We start from the raw sequence: 24,031 nt of genomic DNA on the forward strand, positions 1-24,031 counted from the left end.
TATACATTGATGGCACAGATTTTGTGCCATCAGGTTATGGTTTTTGAGGAGAGTTCATGAAATTAAAAGCGCTAGCGATGGCGGCAGTGGTTGCCATGTTACCGATGACGATGCAGGCAGCAGAATTGCCGGATGGTCCGCATATTGTAACTTCAGGTACCGGAACCATCGAAGTTAAACCCGATATGGCAACGTTACTGATCGAGGTAAAAGTATCTGACAAAGATGCGGCGGTAGCGAAAAAGCAAAACGATGAGCGTGTTGCTAAATATATGGAGTTTCTGGAGAAAAACGGCATCGTCAAAGCTGATATTGATGCGGCTAATATTCAAACTCGGTTGGAATATAACTATCCAAACAGCAACGACAGCAGCAAAGTGGTAAAAGACTATGCGGCGGTTCGTCAGGTTAAGGTAACCGTTCGCCAACTGGATAAATTGAACACGCTGCTGGATGGCGCATTAAGCTCAGGTTTGAATGAGATCCGTGATATCACGCTGGGCGTAACTAAAGATGACACCTATCGTAATGATGTGCGCAAAAAAGCGGTTGAGAATGCAAAAATACAAGCCGAAGCGTTAGCAAAAGACTTTGGCGTGAAGCTGGGGCCGGTATTTAGCATTCGCTATCGCGCTGCTAACCCAATGCCTGTGCCGATGATGCGCGCTTATAAATCTGATGCTGTCTCTGCCAGCGGTATTGATGAAACATACCAACAGCAGAGCATCAGCTTTAACGATCAGGTTGACGTGGTATTTGATATCCAACGTTAATCGCGGATTAGATTTGTCTCAATACCTGACGCCCGTAACTTAACAGGGCGTCAGTCACTCCCCGCATAATCTTACTTTCTGGCGAGAAACGATGCCAGTAAAGCATCCGTCGTTGGCACAGGCCCGGCGTCAAATCCATCAACTCACCGTTAGCCAGTTCCCGTTCAATTTGCAGGTGTGGGATCATACAACAAGTCGTACCCTGTTTTGCTAACTGCACAAAGGCTTCTGAAGAGCTAACGATATGACAAGGTACGCTGCCCGGTGGCAAATCAAAGTTCTGCTGTAAAAAGGCCTGATGCATATCATCCAGATGATCAAACGCCACGGCGGGCGCTTTAAGTAATGCCGTGCGAGTCACCCCATTAGGAAAATAGCGTTCCGCAAAGTCGGGTGATGCCACAAAGATATAGTCCAATGCTCCTAACTGATCCACCAAACAGCGCGGCAGGGCCTGAGGCTGAATACTCACTGCACCAACCACTTCCCCTAAACGTAAACGTTCCTGAGTGCGAGTTTCGTCTTCAACCTGTAGGTTTAAACGAATCGGCGAGTCAGACAATACGGGTTTCAGCGCCGGTAATAGCCAAGTTGCCAAGCTATCGGCGTTAACGGCGAGGGAGAGCTGTAACGGTGAATCTGCGCTGCCTTCATCACTGAGCCATTCGTCTTCCAATAGCTCGACCTGATGCAATAGCGCCAGCAGCTTCTGCCCTTGCTCGGTTGGACGGGGGGGAACGGTACGGATGAGTAATGGTTGCCCATACAAGTATTCAAGTTGTTTAATGCGTTGAGATACGGCTGACTGCGTAATACATAACTTTTGTGCTGCACGTTCAAACCCGCGCTCACGGATAACGGCATCCAGCGCCTGAAGTACACGATAATCTGGGCGTTTCATTCCTAAGTATTCTCCGTTTGAATCAAACCGTCTCTCTAACACTATGCCATACTTTTTTGATTGTCGTATGTTTCTGACAGGTTTAACTGTTTTGCCTCGTGGGTTACTCTATAATAATCACATTTTCGACAACGTAGGTAGATTTCACTATGACTCAAGATGAACTGAAAAAAGCAGTAGGTTGGGCAGCGCTAAAGTATGTGCGTCCTGGGACCATTGTCGGTGTAGGAACTGGCTCAACTGCTGCGCATTTCATTGATGCGTTAGGTTCAATAAAAGATCAAATCGAAGGGGCGGTTTCCAGCTCTAATGACTCAACGGCTAAACTGAAGAAGTTGGGAATCCAGATTTTTGACTGTAACGATGTGGACTCACTGGATATCTATGTTGATGGTGCCGATGAGATTAATGGTCATATGCAAATGATTAAGGGTGGCGGTGCGGCGCTGACCCGAGAGAAAATCATTGCGGCGATTTCTCGTCAATTTATCTGTATTGCGGACAGCTCTAAGCAGGTTGATATCTTGGGGGCCTTCCCTTTGCCAGTGGAAGTGATCCCTATGGCCAGAGCTTATGTTGCCAGAGAGTTGGTCAAACTGGGCGGTATGCCAGAATATCGTCAGGGTGTAGTTACCGATAATGGCAATATCATTCTGGATGTACATAATCTGAGAATTATGGATGCGGTAGCGATGGAGAATAATATTAATAACATCGCGGGTGTGGTAACCGTCGGGCTATTTGCCAACCGTGGTGCCGATGTGGCGCTGATTGGTACACCTGATGGTGTGAAAGTGATCGAATCGTAATGAGATCGCCTCGAATTTTATATAACCCTATAAAATTCGGGGAAATATTCAAAAATTATTACATATAATTAAAAAAATATTAATTTGGTGATATATATCACACTTGGCATTTTTATAACGTTAACAAGCTGCCCGCCCCTATCTGGGGCAGAATAAACCACCTAAATTAAAACATTCACTTACGCCTTCTACTGATATATAAGCAATCGATTGTATTGCCGTAACTTCTATTTTTGATATGTTGGTTAGACAGGGTCTATATAATAATCACTAGGGCAAGGTTCAGCAGATGGTAAAAGTATCGTTAGAAAAAGAGAGAATTAAGTTTCTCCTGGTGGAAGGTGTTCACCAAAGTACGGTTGATAATCTGCGTGCTGCGGGTTATACCAACATCGAGTACCATAAAGGTGCATTAGACGATGAAGCGCTTAAAGTGGCAATTCGTGATGCACATTTTGTCGGTATTCGTTCCCGCACTCATTTAAGTGCAGACATTCTGGCAGCAGCAGAGAAACTGGTTGCCATAGGTTGTTTCTGTATCGGTACCAATCAGGTTGATCTGCATGCGGCAGCTAAACGTGGTATTCCTGTGTTTAATGCGCCATTCTCCAATACTCGTTCCGTTGCAGAGATGGTGTTAGGGGAAATTCTACTGTTACTGCGCCGTATTCCTGAAGCTAACGCCAAGGCTCACCGCCGTGAGTGGTGTAAGCTAGCGGTAGGTTGTTTTGAGGCCCGTGGTAAAAACCTGGGGATCATCGGTTACGGCCACATCGGCACCCAACTGGGTATTCTAGCGGAATCTATCGGTATGAATGTGATGTTCTACGATATCGAGAACAAGCTACCGTTAGGGAATGCATCTCAGGTGCGTCATTTATCTGACCTGCTAAATATGAGTGATGTGGTGACGTTGCACGTACCGGAAACTGCCAGCACCAAGAATATGATGGGGCATAAAGAGCTGGCGCTGATGAAGCCGGGCGCAGTACTGATCAATGCTTCACGGGGTACGGTGGTGGATATTCCAGCACTGTGCAGCGCATTGGAGAGTAATCATCTATCTGGCGCGGCGCTGGATGTATTTCCAACCGAGCCTGCAACCAATCAGGACCCGTTTGAATCACCATTAACCGCGTTTGATAATGTGCTGTTAACGCCGCATATTGGTGGTTCGACTCAGGAAGCTCAGGCTAACATTGGTACTGAAGTGGCCGGTAAGCTGGCAAAATATTCCGATAATGGCTCTACCCTTTCTGCGGTTAACTTCCCGGAAGTTTCCCTGCCGGCACCGAGTGAAAATGTTAGCCGCTTGCTGCATATTCACGAAAACCGTCCAGGGGTTCTGAATCAGATTAACCATATCTTTGCGGAAGAGGGCATTAACATTGCTGCTCAGTTCCTGCAAACCAATAACGATATTGGTTACGTGGTGATTGATGTGGAGACCGATCGTTCAGATGAAGCGTTGGAGCACATGAAATCGATTCAGGGCACTATTCGTGCAAGATTGTTGTTCTGATAGCGATTGATGGTGAAGAAGGCGGCTAATCAGCCGCCTTTATTCTTTCCGGCATAGAATTTACCAATTCCAGTCGCGAGAAGGGGTAACAATTTCCGGTAGAGGGATATCCCAATCTTCATAGGGTAATGCGTCGACTTGCTGGCAATCGTGGGCAATCCCGATAGGATAGGAGCCGCTGTTACGCCAGTGTTTCAACGTTCGGTCATAGTAGCCACCGCCCATTCCTAAACGATTTCCCTGAGCATCAAAGGCAACCAGCGGAGTGATAATGACATCCAACTGTGACACGGGTAAAACTGATTGAACGTTAAGCCGAGGCTCTCGAATTCCAAAAGGGTGAGAAATCATCGGGGTTTCTGGGGTGTAGTGTAAAAACAGCAGATGACCAGGGCTAAAAGGATGAACAACCGGTAGGTAAAGAGACTTCTTTTGCAGCCAAAGCGCCTGAATCAATGGGTGAGTATCAATTTCGCCATCAAAAGAGAGAAACAAAGAGATATGCTGGGCCGTTTTGATTTTAGGATGATGGCACAGTTTTTGACACAATGTCTGAGCGGCTAAGTGCTGTTGTTCTTGCGTTAAACTATTGCGTAGTTGGCGTACTTTTCTTCTGAGGATTTGACGTGCAGAAATCTCAAAGGTCATACCGGATACGCTTATATCAAAGGATGAACAGAGAAGAGAGGACTCCGAGGTGCCGTCCCGGGCTGTAACCCTTGAACCCTTGGTTCAAGGTGAACGTGAATTTACAGCTATTAGGCTTCCCGGACGGACCGGGCATGCACACAAATTGTAAGAATCCACATTCTGTTGGTTTGAAATATCGGCTCAGGGGACTGGCCCGATAACGCGCACCTCAGAGAATTTTTTCAGAAACCGTACATGACGTTTTCTATTATTCTTGGTTAGTTAATATGTTTACCAACCACACATTAACTATAACAACATTTAGAAAAGAGTATATGGGATTTATTCAAATTTTGCACCCTGCCGTTTCGATATTAGATTCTGTTCGACCAAGGCTTGTTCAATTGTATGTTGTAACGTACGAATCCGTTCTTCCATATTTTTAGCATAATCATCGGTTTTATTTTTTTCCTGAGCCAGCTCATAGCTGATATTCAGCGCAGCAATGAAAACCAATTGTTCTGTATTGGTCACGCGAGTACGGACCTTCAAGTCCTTTAGTCGTTGACTTAAGTCTTCCGCAGCCTTATTCAGAGCCTCTTTTTGCTCCGGCGGGCAGTTTACCCGTAACGATCTGCCGAAAATTTGTAAATCTACCGGTTGTGCTGACATGTCACCTTCCTGCCGAATTTTGACCTGTGCTCTTTGTATGGAAAACCCAGAGGACCCAATCAACTAAGAGACGAATAAATAAAACAGATATCACTAATCTAACAAACTACGGCCATTATACCAAACTATCGCTTTGTGTGGGGCGGTACCTTCAGACTATGATTAAACGATAGATAATCACCCTTGGAAGACACGGGGATAAAGTACTTAAGATATATGCCTTTTATGGAATCGGATCTGCGGTTGATGGTAGCATAGTGTTAACTTATCTGACCTTACCTATGGTGGTGAATCATTCATGATGACCGAGAACACGCTTCCCTCTTATCAAACCCTGAATACAACGTTGGCACAGCATCATGTCGGGATGACTGCGGCAGAAATGCACGGCCTGATTAGTGGTTTATTGTGCGGTGGCAGCAATGATAGCAGTTGGACAGTAGTGGTCCATGATTTGACCAATGAAGGCATCGCGTTTGGTTATCCACTGAAGGATATGGTGACGCAATTATATGATGTGACCAAGCAGGATCTGGAAGATGAAGGTTTTGACTTCGACTTGCTATTGCCCGATGACGAAAGCTCAGTTTTTGAACGTATTGATGCCTTGTCCGGTTGGGTTAACCACTTTTTGCTGGGGCTGGGAATGATGCAGCCTAAGTTAGCTCAGGTAAAAGGAGAAACCGGAGAAGCGATTGATGACCTGCGTAATATCGCTCAGTTGGGGTATGAAGAAGATGAAGACCAGGATGAGCTGGAGCGCTCGCTGGCAGAGATTCATGAGTATGTAAGAATGGCGGCGATGTTGTGTCATAACGAGTTTGTTGGGGTGGGGGTTCCGGTGCAGGGAGCTGGGAAGCCGACGCTGCATTGATATTCTGATTTTTCTGAATGTCAGGCTCGGTGTAGGTTTCGCCGCCTTTGATGTAGTGCTTATCCCGGCAGCAGAGCCGCTCCCTACGTCGCTCCGCCTTGGCCAACATCCATATTGGCCGTGCTACTTTTTTATTGGCTGAGGCAACATTCGGATGCTTTAACCTGAAGGGCAATATATAAAAAATAAATGCCTGAATGAATCACCTGACTAGGCAGTTAGCATTGCTAATCGTAGGGAGAGGCTGTCGTGGGGGGCTTCCGGCTGAGCACAACGGTGATATACGCCACATCGTTTTTACGGCCGGAATATCTACCGAGGCAAATAGTAAACGATGTTAATCGGAGGGCTAGGCCGACGCCCTCCAAAGCTAAGTACAAACGGTCTTCCGGCTGGAATATCCACAACAATTACATTAAGAATTTAATATCAACCTGAACGCGAAAGGACAGCCACTATGATCACATTATCTGAATTTCAGCGTCGCCGTCAGGCTCTACTGTCGAAAATGGTGTCAGGGAGTGCGGCGATTATTTTTGCTGCGCCAGAAAGAACCCGCAGTGCTGATTCTGAATATCCTTTCCGTCAAAATAGCGACTTCTGGTATCTCACCGGTTTTAATGAACCTGAAGCCGCATTGGTGTTGATTAAAAGTGATGAAACTCACAGCCACAGCGTGCTGTTTAATCGGGTGCGTGATTTAAACGCGGAAACCTGGTTTGGTCGTCGTCTTGGGCAGGATGCGGCTCCGAAAAAACTGGGCGTCGATCGCGCTCTGCCTTACGATGATATCCACCAACAGCTTCATTTACTGTTTAATGGCCTTGATGTGGTGTACCACGCTCAGGGGCAGTATAACTATGCAGATAGCATCGTATTTATGGCGCTGGATATTTTACGTAACGGTAATCGCCAGAATTTACGCGCACCGGCAACCATGACGGACTGGCGTCCGTGGCTGCATGAGATGCGTCTGTTTAAATCACCGGAAGAGATTTCGGTAATGCGGAAAGCGGGTGAGATAACGGCTAAAGCCCATACCCGAGCGATGGAACGATGCCGCCCCGGTATGTTTGAATATCATCTTGAAGCGGAAATTCACCACGAGTTTACCCGCCACGGCGCTCGCTACCCGGCTTACAACACCATTGTTGGCGGTGGAGAAAATGGCTGTATTCTTCACTACACTGAAAACGAGTCACCGCTGAAAGAGGGTGATTTAGTCCTGATTGATGCCGGATGTGAATACTCTGGTTATGCGGGTGACATCACTCGAACCTTCCCCATTAACGGCAAGTTTAGCCTGGCACAACGCACCATTTACGACATCGTATTAGCTTCTCAGTATAAAGCGATTTCGCTACTTACTTCAGGGAGCAGTATTCGTGATGCCAATGAGCAAGTGATCCGCATCATGTTACAAGGGTTGGTAGAAGCAGGCGTACTGGAAGGTGAGGTGGAACAACTGATGGCGGACAAAGTTCATCAGCGCTTCTATATGCATGGACTGAGCCACTGGTTGGGACTGGATGTTCATGATGTGGGTAGCTATGGCTCTTCTACCCGCGATCGCCTGCTGGCGCCGGGAATGGTACTGACCGTAGAGCCGGGGCTGTATATAGCACCCGATGCAGATGTACCCGCGAAGTTCCGCGGTATTGGTGTTCGTATCGAAGATAATATTTTAATTACCGAGCAGGGTTGTGAAATTCTGACGGCGGGCGTGGTGAAAGATCCCGATGATATCGAAGCCCTGATGGCAGGATCACGGCAATGAACTCGGTGATTATTGTTGGCGGCGGCATGGCGGGAGCAACGCTGGCTTTAGCGTTGTCGACGCTGAGTAAAGGCCGCATCCATATTGATTTAGTGGAAGCGGTACTGCCGGAGAATGCAGAACACCCCGGGTTTGACGCTCGCGCCATTGCGCTCGCTCAGGGAACCTGTCAGCAACTGGCTCGCGTAGGTATTTGGCCCGCACTGGCGGATTGTGCAACGGCGATTAAAACGGTTCTGGTCACCGATCTCGGTCATAGCGGCATGGTAACATTGCGGGCGGATGACTATGCTCTGCCTGCGCTGGGGCAAGTGGTTGAGCTGCATGATGTTGGCAATCGATTGTTTTCGCTGCTGAAAAAATCATCCAATGTGACATTGCACTGCCCGGCTAAAGTGGTAGAGACCCAACGTGATGCCTCCCATGTTCAGGTTACGCTGGATAATGGTCAGCGCCTGTCGGCTGCGCTTTTGGTGGCGGCAGATGGTTCGTTCTCCTCTGTGGCTACCTCGTTGGGTATGGCGTGGAGCGAAGAGGACTATCATCAAATAGCGCTGATCGCGAATGTCACTACTGCCTTACCGCATCAGGGAAAAGCCTTTGAGCGTTTTACGCCTCAAGGCCCCTTGGCGTTGCTGCCGATGTCAAAAGGGCGCATGTCGCTGGTGTGGTGTATGGAGCAGGCACAGCAACAGCAAGTCATGGCATGGGATGAGCACACCTTTGTTAAACAGCTACAGCAGGTTTTTGGCTGGCGGCTGGGAGAAATCGTTTCAGCCGGGCAGCGAACCAGCTATCCGCTACGTTTACGCACTGCGCGTCAGCCGGTGAGCCATCGTTTGGTACTGGTTGGCAATGCCTCACAAACCGTTCATCCTATTGCTGGGCAGGGGTTCAATTTAGGGCTACGTGATGTGATGTCACTGGCTGAGATTTTATCTCAGGCGGTCGAACAGCAGGAAGACCCAGGCAGTTATGGTGTTTTGCGCCGTTATAGTCAGCGTCGCCAGCCGGACCAACAGGCGACAATTGGCCTGACGGACGGTTTGATTCACCTGTTTGCTAACCGTTATAGGCCACTGGTAGTGGCAAGAAATCTTGGATTAATGGTCATGGACAGCTGCGAACTACTCCGGCTGCCTTTAGCGCACAGAACCCTTGGCTGGGTTAAACGATAGGACAATCGTTCATGCACTCTTATGATGTAGTTATTGCCGGCGGCGGCATGGTTGGGCTCTCTCTGGCTTGTGGATTACAGGGCAGTGGCCTGCGTATTGCCATTGTTGAGAATCAATTGCCAGATGAATCTCTGTCTACCGATCCAAGCCTGAGGGTTTCTGCGATCAATGCTGCCAGTGAACGTTTTCTTGATTATCTCGGCGTATGGAAAAGCATTGAGGCTTTACGTCTTAGCCCTTATTCAGCCATGGATGTTTGGGATCGCGATAGCTTTGGCCGTATCGCTTTTAAGGCAGAAGATTACGGTTATACCCACTTGGGGCATATCATTGAAAATGATGTGATTCATAAAGCGCTGTGGGATAAAGCCAATAGCAGTGGTGATATTACCCTGCTGGCCCCAGCTCGACTTAAACAAGTGGTTAGAGGTGAAAACGAAGCGTTTATTACTCTGGAAGATGGCCGGATGTTGAGTGGCCGTTTGGTCGTCGGTGCGGATGGCGCTAACTCATGGGTGCGTCAACATGCGGATATTCCCCTGACATTTCGCGATTATGGTCATCATGCCTTGGTGGCAACCATTCGCACTGATGAGCCTCACCAACATTGTGCTCGTCAAGTATTTCACGGTGATGGCATCTTAGCTTTTCTGCCGCTATGGCAAACGGACCTATGCTCGATTGTCTGGTCGTTACCGCCGGAAAAGGCCGAGCAAATGAAAAAAATGGATAATCAGCAATTTAATCATCAGCTCGGCATCGCGTTTGACAACCGGCTCGGGCGTTGTCACGTCGTGAGCGACAGAGCCATATTTCCTTTAACGGCTCGCTATGCGCGCAGTTTTGCCGCCCATCGGCTGGCACTGGTTGGCGATGCGGCACATACCATCCATCCTTTGGCCGGGCAGGGCGTGAATCTTGGCTTTATGGATGCCGCCTGCCTGATAGAAGAGATTCGGCGCTTACAGAAACAGGGCAAAGATTTAGGCAATTATCTCTATTTGCGGAAGTATGAGCGTAGCCGTAAACAGAGTGCAGTCATGATGCTGGCTGCAATGCAGGGTTTCCGGGGTGTGTTTGATGGCGATCATCCGGCGAAAAAGCTGTTTCGGGATATCGGACTGAAACTGGCGGATACGCTACCGGGAGTAAAACCGCATTTGGTTCATCAAGCCATGGGATTACGTGATTTACCGGATTGGCTGGCAAGCCCGTTATAGGGCATTGCCAGTTTTATTTTTGGTGATTAAGCCTTAGTCTGTTGGCTATGCCACTGGGCTAAGGCATCGCGAACGCGACCAATCATTTCAGTCCATGATTTCTCATCGCTGTGGCGGAAGAGACGCATTGACGGATACCAAGATGAGGTTTCCTGTCCTTCAATCCAGCGCCAGTCAATAGCAAAGGCCGGGAGCATCACCCAACAGGGTTTATTCATGGCTCCAGCAAGGTGAGCTACGGACGTATCAACGGTAATCACCAGATCCACTTGATCGATAATTGCCGTGGTATCCGCATAGCTAGTGACCTGATGACCTAAGGCCAGAATAGGGAACTCTGCCGGTGCATTAATCGCTTCGTCCTCTCCTTCTCCCTTTTGCAAACTAACCCACTCAATATTGGGCACTGACCATAACGGATGCAGCACTGATAGATTCTCTAAAGAGCGGTTGCGATCGTTGGCGTGCTTGGATGAACCTTTCCATACCAAGCCTACCCGTAGCGGACGAGGCTCTGCGGAAGGCAAGCGCCATTGTTCGGGTATTGGTGATGGTGCAAAGACGTAAGGTGGTTGTAGTGCAAAAGGATCCTGACTGTCGACGAAGTGTCGTGGCAGGTCCAGCAGTAAACTCCAAACGTCAAACTCCGGCAAGGGCGCATTGTTTTCTTTATCTAATACAATAATACCGTCGATATTGGGCAGCGACTGCATCAGGGAATAGAGAGCAGGGCGACACATCAGATAGACTGTGGATGCGCCCTTTTCCTGTTTCAGACGAGTGGCGAAACGACAGAATTGTATCTCATCCCCCATTCCCTGTTCTGGATGTACTAAAATGGCTTTCCCGGTCAGGTCCTCACCTTCCCAATAAGGGCGATTAATCGAAGGTAGATTCACAAAACGATGGGGATTGTTTTGGCTATAGCGACTGCGGTACAAAGACCAACCCTGTTCAAAGTTTCCTTGTTGCAGTAGAACCATGCCTAAGGTGTTCTGAGTACGCGCGTCTTGTGGAGAGAATTGCAAAAAGTAGCGCATATGGTCAACTGCGGATTCCAACTGTTGCATATGCGCCAGTACCGAACTTAGCCCGTAGCGCGCTTCAAGATGGTTCGGATCGGCCTCTAAAGCGAGCTGATACTGTTGAGCCGCTTCCTGATAACGGTCCATTTTGTGCAGCATAATACCGTAGTTGTTGCGGCAGCCGGCGTAGGATGGCAGCACGGATAGCGCCATCTGATAGTATTTTTCTGCGTTGGCAAAATCTTTATTATCGTAGTAGGTAAGGCCTAACCCGTTTAACGAACTGGGATCGTTGGGAACTACCGCCAGTGCTCGCAGGTAATAGCGCTCTGCCTCATCCAGTTTTTCATTACGGCGATAAAGGCGTGCCGCCTCATGTAAAAACCAGGCATCCTTAGGGGCGAACATCAGTCTTACCTGAATCTTTTTTAAGGCCTCTTCGGTTTTTCCGGCATTAATTAATTCTGTCACTGTCTGTTGTAGAGACGGTGGTGTGGCAGTTGGGCTGCTAACTCTGGTTTTTTTGTTCATAAAACGTACTGTAACTTCCCATATCTTCGTTTATGACGAGGCGAACACTTCCTGACGAACCCGCCGCCAACAGTGCGATAGAACGACACATGTATAGCCGAAAGTGGTGCGTTTAATAACCGTGATCATATACTAAAAAGCAGAAAATATTGAGTCTTATGCTTCAAGAGACGGGCTGTGAATTTGGTACAGAGCTTTAATAAAACCAATACTGATTTCTGTGCAGAAAACCGCAGTTTATGAATCAAAACTGCTGCATCATAGCAATTGTTCACATGTCGCGATAATTATTAACAATTACGTTAACTTATTGTTACATTAAGACCGATGCCACTTTTGGCACCCGATTTATCTATTACGGGATTCACCCTGAAGTATTTAAAGAGGACCCAATGACCAATAAGACCCCTCTGTACGATAGACACCTCGCCTGTGGTGCCAGAATGGTTGATTTTCATGATTGGATGATGCCGCTGAACTACGGTTCACAAATTGATGAACACCACGCTGTACGCCAGCATGCAGGCATGTTTGATGTTTCCCACATGACCATCGTTGATTTGCACGGTGTTAACACCCGTGAATATCTTCGTTATCTGCTAGCAAATGATGTCGTCAAGTTAACTCAACCTGGTAAAGCGCTGTACAGTGCGATGTTGAATGCATCGGCAGGGGTGATTGACGATCTGATTGTCTATTTTCTGGCAGAAGATTATTTCCGTTTGATTGTGAACTCCGCTACGCGAGAAAAAGATCTGGCGTGGATTACCGAGCATGCCCAGCCCTTTACTGTCGAAATACAAGTCCGCGATGACTTAGGATTAATTGCGGTGCAAGGGCCTGAGGCTAAACAACGCGTAGCAACCCTACTGACGGATCAACAGTGTCAGGCGGTTAACCAGATGAAGCCTTTCTTTGGCGTTCAGTCCGGCGATGTGTTTATTGCCACCACTGGGTATACGGGGGAAGAGGGCTATGAACTGATGATGTCCGCGAGCCAACTGGACGACTGGTGGCAGAAGCTGATGGCGGCAGGCGTGAAACCTTGTGGTTTAGGCGCTCGTGACACATTGCGTCTGGAAGCCGGCATGAATCTGTATGGTCAAGAGATGGATGAGGGGGTTTCCCCACTGGCAGCGAATATGGAGTGGACGATTGCTTGGGAGCCAGCGGATCGTGACTTTATTGGTCGTGCAAGGTTAGAGATTTTACGTAAGCAGGGTACCGACAAGCTGGTTGGCTTGGTGATGACTGAAAAAGGCGTGCTGCGCAATGAGCTGCCGGTGATGTTTTATGATGCAGCCGGTAAAGAACATCAGGGGGTGATCACCAGTGGTTCTTTCTCCCCTACGCTGGGTTGCAGTATCGCATTGGCGCGGGTTCCTCAGGGTATTGGTGATGTAGCCATCGTGCCAATTCGCAACCGTGAAATGCCGGTGCGGGTGGTGAAACCCGGATTTGTGCGTAACGGCAGAACACTGCTGGCACCAACAGAATAAGTCTAGATTAATTATTCTGAACCCCTGAATTAAACAGAGTCAGTTAAAAATAGCGATAAAAATGGAGAGCGACATGAGTAATGTACCTACTGATTTGAAATATGCGACGTCTCACGAATGGGTGCGTGAAGAGCAAGAAGGTGTCTATGCCATTGGAATTACTGACCACGCTCAACATTTGCTGGGTGACATGGTGTTTGTTGAACTCCCGGAAGTTGGCGACGAAGTCGCTGTTGGTGAAGCGTGCGCCGTCGCCGAGTCGGTAAAAGCCGCTTCCGATATCTATGCACCCATGAGCGGTGAAGTGATTGCGGTAAATGAGCAACTGAGCGATGCGCCAGAATTCGTTAACACTGAGCCATACGCTGGGGGATGGTTGTTTAAAATTAGGGCCAATGATATCAATGAGCTCAATAACTTACTGGATGCCGCAGGTTACCTCGCAACGCTGAATGACGAGTAACGGATAAGGCGCCCTGCACTTGAATGACAGGGCATTTTGCTTTTATTTCCGCTATCCCTATTCCTTCACCGGTATCAGCCCGTATCAGGCATGGCGGTCTTATCGAATCCATTCAGGAAGGTATCCCAGTGAATCGAACAATTAAGCAGCTTGAGTATGGTGAATCTTTTATCGAGCGCCATATTGGCCCATCCGCAGAACAGCGCCAGCAAATGTTGGATGTTATTGGGGCAAAAAGTCTTGATGAGTTAACTCAGTTTATTGTCCCTACCGATATTCAATTACCCCACCCTCCCGCGACCGGCGATGCTCAGACTGAACATCAGGCATTGGCTGAACTCAAAGCCATCGCGGCACAAAATCAACGCTATAAATCATACATTGGTATGGGCTATCACGCGGTACTGACTCCCCCGGTGATTTTGCGCAATATGCTGGAAAATCCAGGTTGGTATACGGCTTACACCCCATACCAACCGGAAGTCTCTCAGGGGCGTCTGGAAGCGTTACTTAACTTTCAGCAGATGACACAAGACCTTACCGGTTTAGATTTAGCTTCAGCATCGCTGCTGGATGAAGCGACCGCCGCTGCGGAAGCGATGGCAATGGCTAAACGATCCAGCAAGTTGAAACTGGCTAACAGCTTCTTTGTTGCAGAAGATGTCCATCCGCAAACCATCGATGTGATTAAAACCCGCGCAGAGGCTTTTGGCTTTAATGTGATCGTTGGGCCTTCCAGTCATGCGCTGGCGCATAGCGATCTGTTTGGCGCTCTGGTTCAACTGACTGGAACCAGCGGTGAATTGCATGATGACAGCACGTTATTGCATCAGTTAAAACAGCGTGGCGTGATTACCTGCATGGCTGCGGACATTATGTCGCTGGTGTTGCTGGAATCTCCGGCTGCTATGGGAACGGATGTGGTGTTTGGTTCCTCCCAGCGCTTCGGTGTTCCTATGGGGTATGGTGGACCACATGCTGCGTTTTTTGCCTGTCGCGATGAGTTTAAACGCGCCATGCCGGGCCGAATCATCGGCGTATCCAAAGATGTCGCCGGTAATACGGCACTACGCATGGCGATGCAGACGCGTGAACAGCATATCCGCCGTGAGAAGGCCAACTCCAATATCTGTACCTCACAGGTGTTGCTGGCTAATATCGCCGGTTTTTACGCGGTATATCACGGCCCGGCAGGTCTTAAGCGTATTGCTCAACGTATTCATCGACTAACCGATATTCTGGCGGCCGGATTACAACAAAAAGGGTTGACGCTTCGCCACCACCGTTGGTTTGACACGCTGTGCGTTGAAGTGGCGGATAAAGCGGCTGTGCTAACCCGTGCATTGAGTTTTGGGGTTAATCTGCGGGCAGATCTTGATGGTGCAGTGGGTATCAGCCTTGATGAGACAACCACCGTAGACGATCTGAATACCCTGTTTGATATTTTGTGTGGTGACCAAGAAAATATCGATATTGACGCATTGGATCGCCAATGCATCACCCAAAGCCAGAGTATTCCTACCGCGTTATTACGCCAAACTCCGATTCTGACTCATCCAGTATTTAACTGCTATCACAGTGAAACCGAGATGATGCGCTATATGCATCGCTTAGAGCGTAAAGATCTGGCATTGAATCAGGCGATGATCCCATTAGGCTCCTGTACCATGAAGCTGAATGCTGCTGCCGAGATGATTCCTATAACTTGGCCAGAGTTTGCAGAGCTGCATCCATTCTGCCCGCCAGAGCAAGCAACCGGATATCAGATCTTGTTAGGCCAGCTCTCCCAGTGGTTGGCGCAGATCACCGGTTACGATGCCATCTGCATGCAGCCTAACTCCGGGGCTCAGGGGGAATATGCCGGATTGCTGACCATTCGCCGTTATCACCAAAGTCGCGGTCAGGGGAATCGTCATATCTGTCTTATCCCTAGCTCTGCTCACGGTACTAACCCAGCGTCCGCTCAAATGGCAGGCATGACGGTGGTCGTGGTGGACTGTGATAAACGGGGAAACGTAGATTTACAGGATCTGCGCGTTAAAGCGGAGCAGTCTGGTGATGAACTCTCCTGCATTATGGTGACTTATCCATCCACCCACGGCGTGTATGAAGAGACCATCCGTGAAGTGTGTCATATCGTGCATCAGTTTGGCGGACAGGTGTATCTGGACGGGGCCAATATGAACGCACAGGTTGGCATGACTACTCCGGGCTATATTGGTGCCGATGTTTCGCATCTTAACCTGCATAAAACCTTTAGTATTCCTCACGGTGGCGGTGGGCCGGGCATGGGGCCAATTGGCGTGAAGAAACATCTGGCACCGTTTGTTCCCGGACACAGCGTGGTTCATCTGGAAGGGATTATCTCTCATCAGGGCGCAGTATCTGCTGCACCGTTTGGCAGCGCTTCTATTCTGCCAATCAGTTGGATGTATATTCATATGATGGGGGCTGAAGGGCTGAAGATGGCCAGTCAGGTGGCGATCTTGAACGCCAACTATATTGCTCGTCGACTAAAAGATGCGTATCCGGTGCTTTATTCCGGCGTTGATGGTTTAGTGGCTCACGAGTGCATTCTGGATATCCGTTCGTTAAAAGAGGCGTGCGGCATTACTGAAATGGATATTGCCAAACGCCTGATTGACTACGGTTTCCATGCGCCAACCATGTCATTCCCGGTGGCGGGTACATTAATGGTGGAGCCAACCGAGTCAGAGAGTAAGGTGGAGTTAGACCGCTTTATTGATGCCATGTTGGCTATCCGCAGCGAAATTCGTCGGGTACATGCCGGTGAGTGGCCGCTGAATGACAACCCGCTGGTGAATGCTCCACATGTACAGGGTGAACTGGTGCATGGGTGGAACCACCCTTACAGTCGGGATCTGGCGGTGTTCCCGTCTCAGGCCGTATTCCATAATAAATATTGGCCAACGGTAAAACGTCTGGATGATGTTTATGGGGACAGGAATTTGTTCTGTTCTTGTGTGCCGGTGGGGGAATATCGCTAAGATTTTTAAATCTTTTTTAGAAGGCGTTCCGGCCAGCATATAGAGAGAGAGCATATTGCTTCTCGTATATGGCCGGAAGCGCATCAGGCATAGATCCCTTTATTCTTATATTCTTAACATCAAACAGCAGGATATCGAAGACGCAAATAAATGCCTATGGATGTTCTTTTGTCTGTTGTTTCTGTGATAATTACCGCTATTCCGTTCAATTCCAGCTAAAAAAGCCTGTTTTTTGCTTCGGGGTGGAATAAGCATACCCACCGCTCGATTATTAGTGGTATATTTCCCGCAATATGGGGAGGTGTTTCCTTTCTCTGCCATTTTGCGGTGCTTAATTTCATATCCTATTGATATATCAAGGTTCGTTCCCTTGGTGTTTTGATAGAGTATGTCGGGCGGCCAAAATGAGAAAAGTGACAGACTACTCATATACAAAAATGACGTGCGATAACGCACGCGTAAAAATAGCAAGCAAACACACAACATAACTAAGAGAAACTAAAGTATGGAAATACTTGAGCAACTGGTCGATCGGGTTAATAGCCTGCTCTGGGACCACATACTGATATTCCTGCTATGTGGAACAGGGATCTACTTCACAATTCGTTTAGGTTTTATCCAAATTCGACATTTTGGCACCGGCATAAAAGAGCTGTTTGGTGGGATGTCGCTCAAAGGGGATAAAGCGGGCGAGCATGGGATGAGTTCATTCCAAGCCGTGGCAACCGCGATTGCTGGGCAGGTAGGCACAGGAAATCTGGCCGGGCCGGCAACAGCAATTCTGGCCGGTGGGCCGGGTGCGATTTTCTGGATGTGGGTTTCCTCTTTTCTGGGGATGTCTACCATCTATGCCGAAGCCATTCTGGCACAAAAATTCAAAACCAAAGATAAGAACGGACAAACCGTAGGTGGTCCTGCGTACTATATTGAACAAGGTTTAAAGTGTAAGTGGTTAGCCTGTGTTTTTGCCGTGCTGATTATTTTTGCTTTAGGTTTTATCGGTAATATGGTGCAGTCCAACGCCATTGCTTCTGCCTTTAACAGCTCTCTTGGTATACCAAACTGGCTGATGGGTGTGATCATGGCTATCGTTGCGGGCGTGGTGATTATCGGTGGTATCCGTAGCATCGCGTCCTTCAGTGAGAAAGTGGTGCCAGTTATGGCAATCTGCTATCTAATTGGTGCCTTTACTATTCTGGCGTTTAACTACCAATACATCCTACCCGCTTTTGAAGCGATTTTTGTCGCGGCATTTAATCCACAGGCGGTAGTAGGTGGTGGTGTTGGTATCGGTATCCAGCAGGCGATGCGTTTTGGTATTGCCAGAGGTCTGTTTGCCAACGAAGCCGGTATGGGCTCTACGCCTCATGCTCACGCGGTTGCCCGAGTCGCAAGACCGGAGCAACAGGGCTTTATCGCCATGATGGGCGTGTTCGTGGTGTGCGTTATCGTTACGGTGACTGCGCTGGTGATTATTACTTCCGGCATGAAGGAATGGGATGCGGCAGGTCGCATCGGTGAATCCTTCCTAAGTGTTTTCCGCGGTCAGGGAATTACGGTTACACAGCAGGCATACACCTATGTGTTTGGTCATTTTGGTAGCCTGTTTATCTCAGCATCGCTATTCTTCTTCGCATTTACCACCATTATTGGTTGGTACTACTATGCGGAAAACAACGTGCGTTATCTATTTAGTTCAACTTTCGCCGTGCGTATTTACCAGTTCCTAGTGATCTGCTTTATCTTTATCGCCTCATTGTTTAACGTTGAGCTGGTATGGAAAATGGCGGATATGTTCAACGGCTTGATGGTGCTACCAAACTTGGCTGCGTTACTGCTGCTTTCACCGATTGTGATTAAGTTGGGTAAAATGTCGGGATACGGTAGCGGTATTGCGGATCCTGAGCCGGGTAAATAATATCTGAAGTGATGTTTGTCTCCGATGGGAGAGCAAATCATTTGATAACCAACGGCAGCCCCGAAAGGGCTGCCGTTGGTATTTAACCACCGCGATCTCTGAAACAATAACCCTTCAATTTTTGGTCCATTTTTCCGCCGATAAATATTTCCACAGATTTACACAAAATATTCAGCTTACATGTGTACACTGAAATGATTCTCATATACTCTGATATCGGTTGTGAATACCAAAACTATCGACGTTGTTTTTATCCTTAATAAAAGGCCACCGTATGTCAGCGTCTGTTAAACAGGGCTATTCCGTAGCCGAAGAGATTGCCAATAGTGTCAGCCACGGCATTGGATTTATTTTAGGTATTGTCGGGCTGGTACTGCTTTTAACGCAGGCTATCGGTAAAGATGCCAGTTCTCTGGAAATTACCAGCTATAGCCTTTACGGCGGCAGTATTATTCTGCTGTTTCTTGCTTCAACGCTTTATCACGCCATCCCCAATCCGGCTGCCAAACGTCGGCTGAAAGTGTTTGATCACTGTGCGATTTATCTGCTGATTGCTGGAACTTACACCCCTTTCTTACTGGTCGGCTTAGGCTCTCCATTGGCTAAGGGATTAATGGTGGTTATCTGGAGTCTGGCGCTCATTGGGGTACTGTTTAAGTTAGCATTCACTCACCGTTTTAAAGTCGTTTCGCTGGTGACCTACTTGGGAATGGGATGGCTATCTCTGGTAGTGATCTATCAGATGGCCGTGAAACTGTCGGTGGGTGCGGTAGGGTTATTGGCGGTGGGCGGAATTATTTACAGCCTAGGTGTGATTTTCTACGTTAACAAACGTATTCCGTTTAATCATGCTATCTGGCATGGGTTTGTGTTGGGTGGTAGCGTTTGCCATTTTCTGGCTATTTATCTGTATATTGCCTGATAGTAGTTTGGCTTCCTGCAACGGAGCAGGAAGCCAACAAAATATTACGCTTTGTCCGCGTCTTCCAGTGAATAAGGTAATGATTGAATGGCTAACTGACTGGTTAGATCATCTTTTACCCGCAAAACAGCATCACTCTCCAAATCGTTATTTAATACAGCCTGAACCCAAATAGTACTGTCTGTCAGCTTGACGGAAGCCAGTACGGTACCGGTACGACGCCAGTTTTCTCCCAGCTGTAATTCCAACTCATCTCCAGGGTTTGGCAGACTCAGCGCTTTGCCTGCGAGCCAATACATGGCGCGTTTATTGGCGCCACGGTATTTGGCACGGGCGATCATCTCTTGTCCGCTGTAGCAGCCTTTAGTGAAGCTGATACCATCCAGAGCCTGAATATTGGTGGCCTGCGGAATAAACTCATTGCTGGTGGCACTGTCAATGACCGGAATACCGGCTTCAATATCCAATGCCAACCACTGGCGGCTATCATTCAGCGCCGCTTTACCCAGTAGATAGCTGTACAAGCTGTTGGCGTCATCCTGCGTGGTCACCACCAGAAAACGCTCGCTTGGTAGAGGGAAGTGTAAAATGCAGGTATCACCATGCTGCACCACCGAAGAGACGGCATCTGGCAGGGTTGCATAAAGTGACGACAGCATGGCCCGTGCATGACTACCCGCGATACCTAACAGTACCGCATCATTTTTCCGTTCAATGGTAACTTTAGAGAACACCGCATATTTTTTCAGCTCGGTGAGTTGGCTATCACATACGCTGCTGCGTTGCAGATAGGCTAAGGCATCGCCATACTGAAATAGACGAATGGCACTCCACATTTTTCCTTTGGCGTCACAATGCGCGGTTAACTGATGCTGGTCCGACGGTAGAGCAAATACATCATTGCTGAGCTGCCCTTGTAAGTACTTACGATTATCTTCACCGTTCAGGGTCACCAGCGCCCAGTCTTCTAATGATATCAGCGTCAGCGACAAGTCGGGGGATGGACAGGCTAACTGAGAAGGTAGTGGGGATTTATAAGTCATAGGTACTCCAACATAAATAGAACGATATACAGATGAGTCTGGATAACGCATTCCGGGAACTGCCATATTGCGGCATTAAGCTGTGCATAGTTTACTTAACAATAACAAAATGCAGTATAAGAATCGTGGTTCTTTCTCTGGAAAGTTTTCCGTTAGTAAATGCTTTGCCTTGAATCCGGTTAAACACCCCGTTTCACCGAGTATAAGTCAGGTTTGACACAACAATTTCGATCCTTATAGCAAATTTAAGCTAACTTTATCTGTAGCCTTTCCCAAATCCGAGCCAAATTGTTACTCTACACCACCACGTAACCTGATATGAGTAAGCGTCATCATGGACATCAATAATAAAACCCGAATTCACTGGGCGTGTCGCCGCGGAATGCGTGAACTGGATATCGCCATCATGCCTTTTTTTGAGAATGACTATGACAGCTTGCCTGATACTGACAAGCAGGTCTTTATTCGTTTACTGGCGTGTGAAGATCCTCAACTGTATCGCTGGTTAATGAATCAGGCGATACCGGAAGAGGCCGATATGGCTCGTATGATCAAAATGATTCAGAAGAAAAATGCCGAACGTAGTGCTCTGGCATAGCGATATTCGGGTTTCTTGGAAAACCCAATGCATTTCACTGTTGATACACGGTGCCTTGGTGCTGCTCGTGTTACTCTCCCCGTGGAATGATGGCTATTGGCCGCTGTGGTTAACGCTGGTCACGCTGGTTATTTTTGACTGTTTGCGTAGCCAGCGCCATATACAGCGAATGCAGGGTGAGATGATCCTGCTGAGTAATTACGATATTCAATGGCATCGTGAGGAGTGGCAAATATCAGCGAAGCCAATGATGTTGAAGTGGGGTATCCTATTGAAGCTTACCTCTGTTTCGGGGAAATACTCGCGTCGCCGCGTTTGGTTAGCGATTGACAGTATGGATGCGGAAGCATGGAGCAGCTTACGCTTTCATCTTCTTCAGCTTGATAAACAATAGAATAAGCATTAAAAAATGATGGAAGGGCGTAAATGGCCCGAATGAAAGGATATGGGATAAGGTTATGTCACTAATTTGGCTGGTTGAAGATGAAGCAAGCATTGCGGATACCTTAATTTATACGTTAGAGACGGACGGTTTTGAGGTCCGCTGGTTTGAACGTGGCGAGCCAGTGCTAGAGGCCCTCAATCACAGTCGCCCGGCGTTAGCTATTCTTGATGTCGGGTTGCCAGATATTAATGGCTTTGACCTGTGCCGCCGTATGCTGGCTCAATCTGCCGATCTGCCGCTGATTTTTCTGACCGCCCGTAGCGAAGAACTGGATCGCATTGTTGGTTTGGAAATTGGTGCCGATGACTATATTGCTAAGCCTTTTTCTCCACGCGAGGTGAGCGCCAGAGTTCGAACTATCCTGCGTCGTCTAGAAAAACAGCAGCGTATGTTACCTAGCTATGGCGCATTTCGGCTGGACGAAGAGGGTGCCATCATCACCTTCTGCGGTCAGACCTTATTGCTAACGCGTTATGAGTTTCTGCTGTTAAGAACCCTGATTAAATCACCCCGCCGGGTATTCTCTCGTCAGCAACTGATGGATCTGGTATGGCAGGACGCAGAAGAGAGTCTGGATCGTACCGTCGATACCCATATCAAAACCCTAAGAGCTAAACTGCGCGCTGTATCAGAAGAAACCAACCCGATTCAGACCCATAGAGGCCTAGGATATAGCCTGAGTCCTGATAAATGAGAATCGGTTTTCGCCTATTGCTGGGCTTTTTTATGATTGTGGCAGTGGCTGCTTACTTCGTGATGAATATTTTTGTTCAGGAAGTAAAACCTGGCGTGCGGCGCGCAACGGAAGGCATGATGGTGGATACGGCTAATTTGCTGGCGCAAATTGCCGAGCAGGATATCCGTAACCGCAATCTGAGCAAGGGGCATATCGCTCAGGCTTTTCTCGATATTAATCGTACGCCGATTGGCGCACAGATTGACCATATCGTTAAAAACCGTATGGAATACCGGGTCTATATTACGGACAGCAAGGGTAAAGTCATTTTTGATTCCACCGGTGAAGCGCTGGGGCAGGATTACTCTCGCTGGAATGATGTCTATTTGACTCTGCGGGGAGCATACGGTGCACGTAGTACCCGTCTCGACCCTAGTGATGAAAGCACTTCGGTGATGTATGTAGCTGCACCGATTAAATCTGCTGACGGCAAGATTATCGGGGCGTTAACCGTATCTAAACCCAATCAGACCATGCAGCCAGTCATTCGCCGCAGTGAACGCCGTATGGAGATCGCTGGCGGTATTTTATTAGCTATTGCGCTGGTGATTGGCGCCGGTTTTGTGTGGTGGATCAACCGTTCTATCTCTCGGTTGGTACGTTACGCCAGTGAAGTGGCGGATGGTCATGCACCAACGTTACCGAAAATGGATAGCCCGGAATTATCCAGCTTGGCTCATGCACTGGAGAGTATGCGGGTTAAGCTGGAAGGTAAGGATTACATCGAAAAATATGTCCATACCCTGACCCATGAGCTAAAAAGTCCGCTGGCCGCCATTCGCGGTGCGGCAGAGATCCTACAGGAGATGCCTCCAAAGCCAGTGGCTCAGCGCTTTATCAGCAATATTCAGCAGCAGAATGAACGACTGCAACTGTTGGTTGACCGCATGCTGCAACAGGCTCAGGTAGAAAGCCGAGTGCGTCAGGAACTGGCCCCAGTAGATCTGGCGGAAGTCTTGCACAGCGTGATTGCCGCCAAAGAGGCGCAAATTACCCATCGTAGAATTCAGCTAACCAGCCAAATTGATGCCCCGGTTAGCGTTGGTGGCGATAAGCTGTTACTGGAACAAGCGTTTAGTAACCTATTGGACAATGCCTTAGACTTTACGCCAGAAGGGGGCAAGATAGCCATTAGCGGTGAGTTTATTGACAAGCATTACCGGATTATTGTGGTCGATAACGGCCCTGGCATGCCGGAATATGCTCTGGATAAGGTGTTCGACCGTTTCTACTCCCTTCCCCGTCCGGATAAAGAAAAAAGTACTGGGTTGGGGCTTAGCTTCGTGCGAGAAGTCGCATCCATTCATCAGGGAACCATTCGTCTAGTAAACGGCGAGCAGGGGGGGGCAAAAGCTATTTTTATCCTGCCGGTAAAAGAGAAATAAGTCATCTGATTCGATATAAACCAGCTAACTTCACACCGCCTTCACACAACATCATCATCTGTTCACGCAGCACATTTACCCTGACGCCATAATAGGAAACAG

The 24,031-nt window shown here is 48.2% G+C and carries 21 protein-coding genes and 1 other RNA gene; 16 read left to right on the forward strand and 6 right to left on the reverse strand.

Annotated elements, in window-relative coordinates; genetic code table 11:
* Nucleotides 1–56: 56 nt before the first annotated feature.
* A complete protein-coding gene (locus HYN51_RS02540; RefSeq protein WP_108901405.1) occupies nt 57–773 on the forward strand; it encodes an oxidative stress defense protein in 717 nt (238 codons plus the stop codon).
* Nucleotides 774–780: 7 nt separating this feature from the next.
* Here HYN51_RS02540 and HYN51_RS02545 read toward each other — a convergent pair whose 3' ends face one another.
* Nucleotides 781–1,674: a LysR family transcriptional regulator ArgP gene (locus tag HYN51_RS02545; RefSeq protein ID WP_108901406.1), complete on the reverse strand. Its 894-nt coding sequence runs from the start codon at nt 1,672–1,674 to the stop codon at nt 781–783.
* A gap of 149 nt (nt 1,675–1,823) precedes the next feature.
* On the opposite strand from HYN51_RS02545, the gene rpiA reads away from it, so the two are divergent.
* A complete protein-coding gene (gene rpiA / locus HYN51_RS02550) occupies nt 1,824–2,483 on the forward strand; it encodes a ribose-5-phosphate isomerase RpiA (RefSeq protein WP_108901407.1) in 660 nt (219 codons plus the stop codon).
* A gap of 289 nt (nt 2,484–2,772) precedes the next feature.
* Nucleotides 2,773–4,005 carry a phosphoglycerate dehydrogenase gene (serA, locus tag HYN51_RS02555; RefSeq protein WP_108901408.1) on the forward strand — a complete coding sequence of 411 codons (1,233 nt, stop codon included), beginning with the start codon at nt 2,773–2,775 and terminating at the stop codon, nt 4,003–4,005.
* Nucleotides 4,006–4,065: 60 nt separating this feature from the next.
* On the opposite strand, the gene HYN51_RS02560 is transcribed toward serA, so the two are convergent.
* The 3 genes from HYN51_RS02560 to zapA form a co-directional block, all read right to left on the reverse strand.
* Nucleotides 4,066–4,653, reverse strand: a complete 588-nt coding sequence (locus HYN51_RS02560) for a 5-formyltetrahydrofolate cyclo-ligase (protein ID WP_108901409.1) — start codon at nt 4,651–4,653, stop codon at nt 4,066–4,068.
* Between the two features lie 37 nt (nt 4,654–4,690).
* Nucleotides 4,691–4,874, reverse strand: a non-coding RNA gene (ssrS, locus tag HYN51_RS02565) — 6S RNA.
* 103 nt (nt 4,875–4,977) lie between these two features.
* Complete coding sequence (zapA, locus tag HYN51_RS02570; RefSeq protein WP_108901410.1) at nt 4,978–5,307, reverse strand: cell division protein ZapA; 330 nt, start codon at nt 5,305–5,307, stop codon at nt 4,978–4,980.
* 298 nt (nt 5,308–5,605) lie between these two features.
* On the opposite strand from zapA, the gene HYN51_RS02575 reads away from it, so the two are divergent.
* The 4 genes from HYN51_RS02575 to ubiI all read left to right on the forward strand — a co-directional run bounded on the left by HYN51_RS02575 (nt 5,606) and on the right by ubiI (nt 10,356).
* A complete protein-coding gene (locus HYN51_RS02575; protein ID WP_108901411.1) occupies nt 5,606–6,181 on the forward strand; it encodes a YecA/YgfB family protein in 576 nt (191 codons plus the stop codon).
* Nucleotides 6,182–6,641: 460 nt separating this feature from the next.
* A complete protein-coding gene (gene pepP / locus HYN51_RS02580; RefSeq protein ID WP_108902131.1) occupies nt 6,642–7,958 on the forward strand; it encodes a Xaa-Pro aminopeptidase in 1,317 nt (438 codons plus the stop codon).
* Entirely contained in the window at nt 7,955–9,136 is a 1,182-nt protein-coding gene (gene ubiH / locus HYN51_RS02585; RefSeq protein WP_108901412.1) for a 2-octaprenyl-6-methoxyphenyl hydroxylase, read from the forward strand. Before pepP ends, ubiH begins: the two co-directional genes overlap by 4 nt.
* Nucleotides 9,137–9,147: 11 nt before the next feature.
* On the forward strand, nt 9,148–10,356 hold the full coding sequence (ubiI, locus tag HYN51_RS02590) for an FAD-dependent 2-octaprenylphenol hydroxylase (RefSeq protein ID WP_108901413.1): 1,209 nt from the start codon (nt 9,148–9,150) through the stop codon (nt 10,354–10,356).
* Nucleotides 10,357–10,382: 26 nt separating this feature from the next.
* On the opposite strand, the gene HYN51_RS02595 is transcribed toward ubiI, so the two are convergent.
* A complete protein-coding gene (locus HYN51_RS02595) occupies nt 10,383–11,912 on the reverse strand; it encodes a tetratricopeptide repeat protein (RefSeq protein ID WP_108901414.1) in 1,530 nt (509 codons plus the stop codon).
* A gap of 392 nt (nt 11,913–12,304) precedes the next feature.
* Between HYN51_RS02595 and gcvT the strand changes: the two genes are divergently transcribed.
* The 5 genes from gcvT (at nt 12,305) to trhA (ending at nt 19,722) form a co-directional block, all read left to right on the forward strand.
* The gene (gcvT, locus tag HYN51_RS02600; RefSeq protein ID WP_108901415.1) at nt 12,305–13,411 is read left to right on the forward strand and encodes a glycine cleavage system aminomethyltransferase GcvT; all 1,107 of its coding nucleotides are present in this window, start codon (nt 12,305–12,307) and stop codon (nt 13,409–13,411) included.
* A 73-nt stretch (nt 13,412–13,484) separates the two neighbouring features.
* The gene (gene gcvH, locus HYN51_RS02605) at nt 13,485–13,874 is read left to right on the forward strand and encodes a glycine cleavage system protein GcvH (protein WP_108901416.1); all 390 of its coding nucleotides are present in this window, start codon (nt 13,485–13,487) and stop codon (nt 13,872–13,874) included.
* Nucleotides 13,875–13,897: 23 nt separating this feature from the next.
* Nucleotides 13,898–16,882 (forward strand): aminomethyl-transferring glycine dehydrogenase, encoded by a 2,985-nt coding sequence (gene gcvP / locus HYN51_RS02610; RefSeq protein WP_407936331.1) that lies wholly within the window; start codon nt 13,898–13,900, stop codon nt 16,880–16,882.
* 505 nt (nt 16,883–17,387) lie between these two features.
* Nucleotides 17,388–18,800: an alanine/glycine:cation symporter family protein gene (locus tag HYN51_RS02615; protein ID WP_108901417.1), complete on the forward strand. Its 1,413-nt coding sequence runs from the start codon at nt 17,388–17,390 to the stop codon at nt 18,798–18,800.
* A gap of 274 nt (nt 18,801–19,074) precedes the next feature.
* Complete coding sequence (gene trhA / locus HYN51_RS02620; RefSeq protein ID WP_108901418.1) at nt 19,075–19,722, forward strand: PAQR family membrane homeostasis protein TrhA; 648 nt, start codon at nt 19,075–19,077, stop codon at nt 19,720–19,722.
* A 44-nt stretch (nt 19,723–19,766) separates the two neighbouring features.
* Here the strand turns inward: trhA and ygfZ are convergent, their stop codons facing one another.
* On the reverse strand, nt 19,767–20,765 hold the full coding sequence (ygfZ, locus tag HYN51_RS02625) for a tRNA-modifying protein YgfZ (protein WP_108901419.1): 999 nt from the start codon (nt 20,763–20,765) through the stop codon (nt 19,767–19,769).
* Between the two features lie 334 nt (nt 20,766–21,099).
* Here ygfZ and sdhE point away from each other — a divergent pair, with 334 nt between their 5' ends.
* From sdhE to creC, 4 genes are all read left to right on the forward strand, one after another.
* Nucleotides 21,100–21,363, forward strand: coding sequence for an FAD assembly factor SdhE (gene sdhE / locus HYN51_RS02630; protein ID WP_108901420.1), 264 nt, complete (start codon nt 21,100–21,102; stop codon nt 21,361–21,363).
* Nucleotides 21,338–21,757, forward strand: coding sequence for a protein YgfX (locus tag HYN51_RS02635; RefSeq protein WP_108901421.1), 420 nt, complete (start codon nt 21,338–21,340; stop codon nt 21,755–21,757). The genes sdhE and HYN51_RS02635 overlap by 26 nt, the downstream gene beginning before the upstream one ends.
* Nucleotides 21,758–21,821: 64 nt before the next feature.
* The gene (creB, locus tag HYN51_RS02640) at nt 21,822–22,502 is read left to right on the forward strand and encodes a two-component system response regulator CreB (RefSeq protein ID WP_108901422.1); all 681 of its coding nucleotides are present in this window, start codon (nt 21,822–21,824) and stop codon (nt 22,500–22,502) included.
* On the forward strand, nt 22,499–23,929 hold the full coding sequence (gene creC / locus HYN51_RS02645; RefSeq protein ID WP_108901423.1) for a two-component system sensor histidine kinase CreC: 1,431 nt from the start codon (nt 22,499–22,501) through the stop codon (nt 23,927–23,929). The genes creB and creC overlap by 4 nt, the downstream gene beginning before the upstream one ends.
* Nucleotides 23,930–24,031: the final 102 nt, after the last annotated feature.

This window comes from Limnobaculum parvum, assembly GCF_003096015.2.
Taxonomy (GTDB): Bacteria; Pseudomonadota; Gammaproteobacteria; order Enterobacterales; family Enterobacteriaceae; genus Limnobaculum; species Limnobaculum parvum.